Annotated in this window: 7 protein-coding genes; 5 read left to right on the top strand and 2 right to left on the bottom strand. The window is 62.4% G+C overall.

Annotation, left to right across the window (positions count from 1 at the left end):
- The 3 genes from PQQ96_RS40920 to PQQ96_RS40910 form a co-directional block, all read left to right on the top strand.
- A partial coding sequence (locus tag PQQ96_RS40920) for an ATPase domain-containing protein (protein ID WP_408302942.1) occupies positions 1 to 921 on the top strand: 921 nt, incomplete at its 5' end.
- Positions 908 to 2,971, top strand: coding sequence for an ATP-binding protein (locus PQQ96_RS40915; protein ID WP_408302940.1), 2,064 nt, complete (start codon positions 908 to 910; stop codon positions 2,969 to 2,971). The genes PQQ96_RS40920 and PQQ96_RS40915, both read left to right, overlap by 14 nt.
- A 139-nt stretch (positions 2,972 to 3,110) precedes the next feature.
- Entirely contained in the window at positions 3,111 to 3,734 is a 624-nt protein-coding gene (locus PQQ96_RS40910; RefSeq protein ID WP_408302938.1) for a LysE family translocator, read from the top strand.
- Positions 3,735 to 3,768: 34 nt separating this feature from the next.
- Here PQQ96_RS40910 and PQQ96_RS40905 read toward each other — a convergent pair whose 3' ends face one another.
- A complete protein-coding gene (locus PQQ96_RS40905) occupies positions 3,769 to 5,184 on the bottom strand; it encodes an aminotransferase-like domain-containing protein (RefSeq protein ID WP_408302936.1) in 1,416 nt (471 codons plus the stop codon).
- Positions 5,185 to 5,340: 156 nt separating this feature from the next.
- Here PQQ96_RS40905 and aptA point away from each other — a divergent pair, with 156 nt between their 5' ends.
- A complete protein-coding gene (aptA, locus tag PQQ96_RS40900; RefSeq protein WP_408302933.1) occupies positions 5,341 to 6,669 on the top strand; it encodes an omega-aminotransferase AptA in 1,329 nt (442 codons plus the stop codon).
- Positions 6,670 to 6,728: 59 nt separating this feature from the next.
- Here aptA and PQQ96_RS40895 read toward each other — a convergent pair whose 3' ends face one another.
- A complete protein-coding gene (locus PQQ96_RS40895) occupies positions 6,729 to 7,253 on the bottom strand; it encodes a DUF6496 domain-containing protein (protein WP_408302931.1) in 525 nt (174 codons plus the stop codon).
- Between the two features lie 293 nt (positions 7,254 to 7,546).
- On the opposite strand from PQQ96_RS40895, the gene PQQ96_RS40890 reads away from it, so the two are divergent.
- Positions 7,547 to 7,798, top strand: a complete 252-nt coding sequence (locus tag PQQ96_RS40890) for a hypothetical protein (protein ID WP_115776711.1) — start codon at positions 7,547 to 7,549, stop codon at positions 7,796 to 7,798.
- Positions 7,799 to 7,935 lie beyond the last annotated feature (137 nt).

The raw sequence follows: 7,935 nt of genomic DNA, 5'->3' as shown, positions 1-7,935 counted from the left end.
GCGCCTGACTACGGAGCCGAGCGACGCAGGCTCAGAGTCGCGAAGTATCGCGGCCACGGGATTCGCGGCGGTTATCACGACTTCTCGATCAAGAAGGGCGGCGTTTCAGTGTTCCCGCGCCTCGTCGCGTCAGAACATCGGACGAATTTCGAGCGCCGGCAGATAGCCAGCGGTGTCGCCGAACTGGACGCGCTCCTTGGCGGTGGCGTGGAGCAAGGGTCCAGTACGCTGGTTCTTGGGCCAGCCGGTACAGGCAAGAGCACCTTCGTGCTCCAGTTTATTGCCGCAGCGATCGCACGAGGTGAGAAAGCGGCGCTATTCGTCTTTGACGAAGAACTCGGCCTGCTGTTTGACCGAACCCTATCTATGGGTTTTGATCTGGAAGCGATGCGCGACGCGGGCAACCTGCTTATCGAGCAGGTCGATGCCGCGGAGCTGTCTCCTGGTGAGTTCGCCCATCGCGTACGTGCGCGCGTCGACCATGCGCAGGCAAAAACCGTGGTCATCGACAGCCTGAACGGCTACCAGGCGGCGATGCCCCAGGAAAACGCGCTGGTGCTGCATATTCATGAGTTACTTCAGTATCTGAACAGGCAAGGCGCGACCACCTTTCTGACCGTGGCGCAGCACGGCCTGGTCGGCGATATGAAGGCGCCGGTGGATGTGACTTATCTCGCGGATACCGTCATCCTGCTGCGTTATTTCGAGGCCTTGGGCCGGGTGCGACGCGCGGTCTCCATCATCAAGAAACGCACTGGCCACCACGAAGAATCCATCCGCGAGTTTCGCATCGGCCAGACCGGCCTGATCCTTGGCGCACCTCTGGACGATTTTCAGGGGGTGCTGCGCGGCGTGCCGACTTTTGTCGGCAACACCGGACCGCTGCTGACCCCGGGTGCAACCCGCAATGAACCCGCCTGACCGCAACCTCTGCCCAGCATTGGTGTTCACGCCAGCAGGGCGGGACGCCTCCGTGGCGCTTGCCCTTCTGCAGCAAGCAGGAGCGGAAGCGATTGTGTGCCCAGACCTCGTGCGGTTCTCTGCCATGCTGAGCGACGCGATCAGTTGCGCGGTCGTAACCGAAGAGGCGCTGCGCGGCGGTGACCTCCGTGCGCTAGCGGCTTGGGTTGCAGCACAACCCCCATGGTCAGATTTCCCGTTCATCGTGCTAACCCAGCGTCGGGGCACGCCTGATGGAGATGCACGGCTCGCCGAGCTATCGATGATGCTCGGCAACGTGACGTTTCTCGAGCGTCCGTTTCACCCGACGACATTTATCAGCGTGGTGGGCACCGCATTGCGCGGCCGGTTTCGACAGTTCGAGGCCCGGTCCCGCATTGAAGAGTTACATGAGGGCGAGGCGCGCCTGCACACCGCGCTAACTGCCGGCCAACTGGGTTCGTGGGAGTTAGATCTCCTGACCTCCGGCCTCATCACGTCGGCCACCTGCAAGGCAATCTTCGGACGTCTACTGAACGCGGATTTCTCGTATGGGCAACTCGTCGCGAGCGTCCATCCTGACGATCGTGACCGGGTGCAGAACGCCATGCGCGAGAGCTATGAAACAGGCTGTGATTTCACGATTGAATGCCGCACCGTCTGGCCCGATGCAACCCTGCATTGGGCTGAACTTCGCGCCCGATTGGTGCGCGACGGGTCACCGGGTGGTATGCGCCTCGTCGGCGTGGCATCCGATGTCACCGCACGCAAAACCGCCGAAGACAGCCTGCGCCGTGTCAACGAGACGCTCGAAGCGAAAGTTGCCGAGCGGACTGCGGAACTCGAACGTGCCCATCAGGTTGTCCTTGATGAGATCCGGCAACGTGAGCGCACAGAAGAACTTCTGCGGCAGGTTCAAAAGATGGAGATGATTGGTCAGATCACCGGAGGTGTGGCCCATGACTTCAACAACCTGCTCATGGCGGTGATGGGCAATCTGGAACTGTTGCGCAAGCAGACTCCGGACGATCTGAAGGCAGGGCGTTTGATCGACGGCGCCCTTAAGGGCGCCCAACGCGGCGCCGCCCTGACGCAACGTCTTCTGGCTTTCGCAAGGCAACAGGACCTCAAGATTGAACCGACGCATCTCTCCCACCTGATTCGCGGGATAACTGACTTGCTGGAACGGTCGATCGGATCGCAGATAGAACTCAAGCTTGATCTGCCTGAAACGTTGCCGCTGACCTTGGTCGACGCGAACCAGATCGAGCTCGCGCTTCTCAATCTTGTGGTTAACGCCCGCGACGCGATGCCAGAGGGTGGAACATTATTGATTAGCGTTGACGTGACTAACTCGTCGGGGCGAGATGAGCTGGCAGCCGGTGACTATCTGTGTCTTACCGTTAGCGACACGGGAAAGGGCATGGACGCGGCAACGCTCGCCAAGGCGACGGAGCCTTTCTTTACTACCAAGGAACTCGGCAAGGGCACCGGACTGGGCCTGTCAATGATTCACGGACTGGCGCTGCAGTTGAACGGCTCACTACGGCTCGAAAGTGAGTTGGAACGTGGCACCCGGGCATCGTTATGGCTGCCAGTTACTTCGCAAGATTCGATTGCGCTACCGCTCGCACAACCCAAGCCTCAAGACAGTGCTATCGATTCCATACATGCCACCATCCTCGTCGTCGATGACGACGCCTTGATTGCGTCAAGCACGGCGTACCTGCTTGAGGACCTGGGGCACGAGGTCATTGAAGCGGATTCCGGCGCAAATGCACTCGAAGTACTGAAGAACGGGCAGAAGGTGGATCTCCTCATTACCGACTACTCAATGCCAAAGATGACTGGCGTGCAGTTGGCCGTCGCTGCGCGTGAGTTGCGTCCGAACCTCCCCATTCTCCTCGCCACGGGCTATGCCGATCTACCACAGGGGGCGAGCCTGGACATTCCAAGGCTGCGCAAACCGTATCAACAGCATCAGCTCGTTGCCGAGATAGCCCGGGCTCTTCAACACGTTCGCGCTCACTAGCTTCTCTTCGACGGGGTCGGTCCACGTTACCCCTGCCCCCACCTGTACCGGACACCATCCCAAAAACCGTACAGGTACTGTACCGGCATGGTTCGCTAGAATGCTCCAATGGTATTATCGACCGACACCGGAGCCACCCATGTCTTACCTCAGCCTCAGCGCGCTGCCTGCCGGCATTCTGTTCGCGCTCGTCACCACCATCACGCCCGGTCCGAACAACACCATGTTGCTGGCCTCGGGCGTCAACTTCGGCTTTCGCCGCACGCTGCCGCATCTTTCCGGTATCAGCGCCGGGGTCGTGCTGTTGATGCTGTCGGTCGGCATTGGTCTGGGCGAAGCCTTCGTGCACTTTCCCGTGCTGTACACCGTGCTGGAAGTCGCGAGCGTCGCGTACCTGCTGTATCTCGCGTGGAAAATCGGCACGTCGGGCGAACTGAAGGTCAAGAAAGGCGAGCGCCGACCCATGAAGTTTCATGAAGCCATCGCGTTCCAGTGGATCAATCCGAAAGCGTGGATGATGGTGCTGACCGCCGCCACGACGATCCACCTCAGCGAGAGCTACAGCATGAACGCCGTCGCGATGGCGGTGATCTTCTACGTGATCGGGTTTCCGTGCATCTGCCTGTGGGCCGGTTTCGGCACCGCGATGCGCGAGGTGCTGTCGGACCCGAAGCGGCTGCGCATCTTCAATGTCGCGATGGCGCTGCTGCTGGTGCTCTCGCTGTATCCGATCGCGCTGAAGCTGCTCGGCCAGTCTGCTTAAGCGCAGTTAGATCGGGAGGTCCGCTTAAGTACTGCTAGATCGCGCCCTGCCCCACTCGCTCGATGAAGCGCCACAACGCGTCGTCGGTCGAGTACGGCGCGTTGAAACGGAACCAGGCGCTCGGGGCATCGTCGGGACGGAAGTAGGAGCCAGGCGCGAGCCAGATGCCATGCGCGAGCGCTGCGGTCGCCACTTCACCCGCGCGCTCGGCTTCGATCGGCAGGCGCGCCCACAGGAACAGGCCCGCTCGCGGCCGGTGAAACAGTTCGAGACCGAGCGAATCGAGCCGCTCTTCGACGGTCGCATGCGCAAGCTTGAGCCGCTCGTTCACGGCTTCGACGTGGCGCGCATAGCGTCCTTCGAGCAACACCTTGTCGACGATCCGCTCGATCGCTTCCGACGAGGTCAAGCCCACTGCCATCTTCGTGCGCGCCAGTTCGCGCAACACCGCCCGCTCGGCGACCACGTAGCCGCAGCGCAGCCCCGGCGTCACCGTCTTCGAAAAACCGCCAACGTAGAGCACGCGCTGCAAGCCTTCCATTGCGGCAAACAGAGGCGCGCCAGGCGGCGCCAGTTCGCGGCTGACATCGTCTTCGATCACCCACATGCGCTGACGCTCCGCGATCTGCAACAGACGGAACGCCGCCGACATGCCGAAGGTCGCGCCGGTCGGATTCTGCAGCGTGGTGTTGACGAAAATCGCCTTCGGCTTGTGCTGCGCGACCAGCGCTTCGAGCACGTCGGTATCGACACCGGCCGGCGTGCGCGGTACCCCATGCACCACCAGCCCCGCCAGCTTGAGAATCTGCAGCAGATTGCAGTAACCGGGATCTTCGACGATCACGGCATCGCCCGCGCGCAACAGCGTCCGGACGATCAGATCCAGCCCTTGCGTCGCACCCTGGGTGAGCAGCACGTTGGAGACGTCGACCGGCAAACCGCGCCGGTCGAGTTGCTCGGCGATCCGCTCGCGCAGCGGCGCGAAGCCGTAAGGATGCCCGTAGTCGCCAAGGCGCGCCGCCGGCACCCGGCTCATCGCACGCAGCGCATGCTGCAGACCCGTCTCGTTGATCCATTCGTTCGGCAGCCAGCCGCCACCCGCCTTGATCGGCACTGAATGGTCGGCGAACACGTCGGACAAGAGCCAGGTCGCGGTCAGACTCGGCGGCTGCCAATCGGTCGGCGCAACCCGCGCGGACTGCGCGCGCGCCGCCACGCGATAACCCGAGCCGCGCCGCGCCACCACGAGACCCATTGAAACAAGACGGTTGTAGGCCTCGGTGACCGTGAAGGTGCTCAGTTCGTGGCTTTGCGCCAACTGCCGCACCGACGGCAACAGCGCGCCGGCGCGCAGCGACTGCGCCTCGATAGCGCGCGCAAAGCCCTGCACGACCTGCTCGACGAGCGTGGGAGCGGCGCGCCGGTCGCGCTCAAGTTGTAGTTCGATCATAGTAGGGATGAGGAGTCGGCACAGTTGTCGCAATTCCACCAGCACAGTTAGCACCACACTGCGTCAACTGTTTATGCCGCCATTAAACCGCGAACGCTACAGTTTTGGCTATGCCCCAAAGGAAGTCCCTTGGGGGACCACTTCGAGGAGAAAACCATGACTTCGCGCCCCGTCATCGACGACCTGTCGTCTTTCTGGATGCCCTTCACCGCCAACCGCCAGTTCAAGGCCGCGCCGCGCCTGCTGGAATCGGCCAAGGGTATGTACTACCGCACCACGGACGGGCGTGAAGTGCTCGACGGCTGCGCCGGTCTCTGGTGCGTGAACGCCGGCCACGGCCGTGACGAAATCGTCGCCGCGATCACCGAGCAACTGTCCACGCTCGATTTCGCCCCGACCTTCCAGATGGGCCACCCATTGGCATTCGAAGCAGCCACGAAAGTCGCCGAATTGATGCCGGACGGCCTCGACCGCATCTTCTTCACGAATTCCGGCTCGGAATCGGTCGACACCGCCCTGAAAATCGCGCTGGCGTACCACCGTTCGCGCGGCGAAGGCCAGCGCACGCGTCTGATCGGCCGCGAGCGCGGCTATCACGGCGTGGGCTTCGGCGGCATTTCGGTTGGTGGCATCGCACCGAACCGCAAGACGTTCTCCGGCGCGCTGCTGCCAGCGGTCGATCACCTGCCGCACACGCATAACCTCGAACACAATGCGTTTTCGAAAGGCCAGCCGGCCTGGGGCGCCCATCTCGCCGACGAACTCGAGCGCATCGTCACGCTGCACGATGCGTCGACGATCGCCGCCGTCATCGTCGAACCGGTGGCCGGCTCGACGGGCGTGCTGATTCCGCCGCAAGGCTATCTGCAGAAGCTGCGTGAGATTTGCACGAAGCACGGCATCCTGCTGATTTTCGACGAAGTGATTACGGCTTTCGGCCGCGTCGGCAAGGCGACGGCGAGCGAATACTTCGGCGTGACGCCGGACCTGATCACGATGGCCAAGGCGATCAACAACGCTGCGATCCCGATGGGCGCCGTGGCCGCGAGCCGCACGATCCACGACACGATCGTCAACAGCGGCGCGCAGGGCGCGATCGAACTGTTCCATGGCTACACGTATTCGGCTCACCCGGCAGCGGCCGCGGCCGCGGTGGCGACGCTCGACCTGTATCGCCGTGAAGGCCTGTTCGAGCGCGCAGCGACGCTGGCGCCGACGTTCGAAGCCGCTGCTCACTCGCTGCGCGGAGCGAAGCATGTGAAGGACGTTCGCAACCTCGGCATGATCGCGGGCGTCGAACTCGAGTCGCGCGACGGCGCGCCGGGCGCGCGGGCTTACGAAGCGTTCGTGAAGTGCTTCGAGGCGGGCGTGCTGGTGCGCTTTACCGGCGACATCCTCGCGTTCTCGCCGCCGCTCATCATCGACGAAGAGCAGATTGCGCACATCTTCAAGACGGTGGGCGACGTGCTGGCGACGGTGCAGTAATTCAGCAAGCGTGCTGGAGCAATGCGGCGCGCATGGGTGGCGCGCGCCGCATGCCAGCGTCAGTGATGCGTACGCGAAGCCCTCGTGTGCGCAGCCTTTTTGGCTGCGGCCGAGCGGCCTGACGCTCCCTTCGTTGCAGCGGCCTTCTTCGCTGCCGCCGAACGGCTGGCGGCCGGACGTTTGGCCGCTGCCGACTTCGTCTGCTTCGACAAAGCCTTGTGCGATGCACCCGCGCTGCCTTCACGTTTTAGTGCATTGGTTGCCGCACGCGAGCGCTTAGCCGTCGTCTCGCTGCTCGTACTCTTCCTGGCCGTGCTCTTGCGCTGGCCTGCGGCGTTGTCTTTCTCCGCTTTCTTGCGCGTTGCCTCGCTCGTCGTGCCCTTCTTCGGCGACTTCACGGCGACGCCCGCGCGACGCGCTTCCGACAGGCCGATTGCGATCGCCTGCTTGGCCGATCTGACGCCGTGCTTGCCGGCGCGCACCTTATCGATCTGTTCCTTGATGAATTCTCCGGCCTGGGTACTCGGTGCCTTGCCGGCACGTTTGTCGGCTTGCGCACGCTTGATGGTTTTCTGTTCGGGCATGACGGTCCTCCGGTTGGTTGTTGGCTTTGTGTGTGCAGCAACGCGTGTGCCGGGGGGTGTTCGCCACTCGGGCGGATGCGGCTGGACAGGCCGTTTGATGGGGATGTTGGCGCGTTCTGTGGGGCATGGGTGCTTGCGGGAGCGCTGTTCGCCGTGCGATGAAACGTCCGGAAAGCGCGTTGCAACGCAGCGAAATTTCAGGAAATTACCCGACAAGGCTCGCGCCTGACATCTGGACGGCGTATGGTGATAGCAAGGGTTGGCGCCCTGGTCCGGCCCGACGGGAGACGTCCATGAAGATACCTACCGTTCGCGCAGGTGCGCATATTGAAGGCGTGCACTGGATTGCCGAGTACGCTGAAGACGTTCACGAGATCCGCGTGTTTCGCGAAGGCCAGGAAGTGGATGTGCATAATGCGCCGTCCACGTTGTTTGGCGATGAGGAAAACTCGGGGTCAAAGAGTACCGCTGACCATCGGGCGGTTGAAGCCGCCGTGCTGGCTTATTTGAGGCGGTTTGTGATTGAGCATGATGCAGAGGAATAGGGTTTTTGCGTGCGCGGCGCTTGGTGTCTGTTTGCCTGCGGTGTTGGGCTTTTCTTGATTTGTTTGCCTGCTCGGCGATTGTTCGTCTGCGTGCCTATGGCGTTGGCCTTTCCTTGAATTCTTATTGGTCTATTAGC

Source organism: Paraburkholderia sediminicola (assembly GCF_046027825.1).
Classification (GTDB): Bacteria; Pseudomonadota; Gammaproteobacteria; order Burkholderiales; family Burkholderiaceae; genus Paraburkholderia; species Paraburkholderia sediminicola_D.
This window is presented reverse-complemented; position numbering and strand designations above follow the sequence as displayed.

Bases quoted from the DNA above. Each gene is read 5' to 3' on its own strand.
- PQQ96_RS40915 (WP_408302940.1), top strand. From the start codon at position 908: ATGAACCCGCCTGACCGCAACCTCTGCCCAGCATTGGTGTTCACGCCA.
- PQQ96_RS40910 (WP_408302938.1), top strand. From the start codon at position 3,111: ATGTCTTACCTCAGCCTCAGCGCGCTGCCTGCCGGCATTCTGTTCGCG.
- PQQ96_RS40905 (WP_408302936.1), bottom strand. From the start codon at position 5,184: ATGATCGAACTACAACTTGAGCGCGACCGGCGCGCCGCTCCCACGCTC.
- aptA (WP_408302933.1), top strand. From the start codon at position 5,341: ATGACTTCGCGCCCCGTCATCGACGACCTGTCGTCTTTCTGGATGCCC.
- PQQ96_RS40895 (WP_408302931.1), bottom strand. From the start codon at position 7,253: ATGCCCGAACAGAAAACCATCAAGCGTGCGCAAGCCGACAAACGTGCC.
- PQQ96_RS40890 (WP_115776711.1), top strand. From the start codon at position 7,547: ATGAAGATACCTACCGTTCGCGCAGGTGCGCATATTGAAGGCGTGCAC.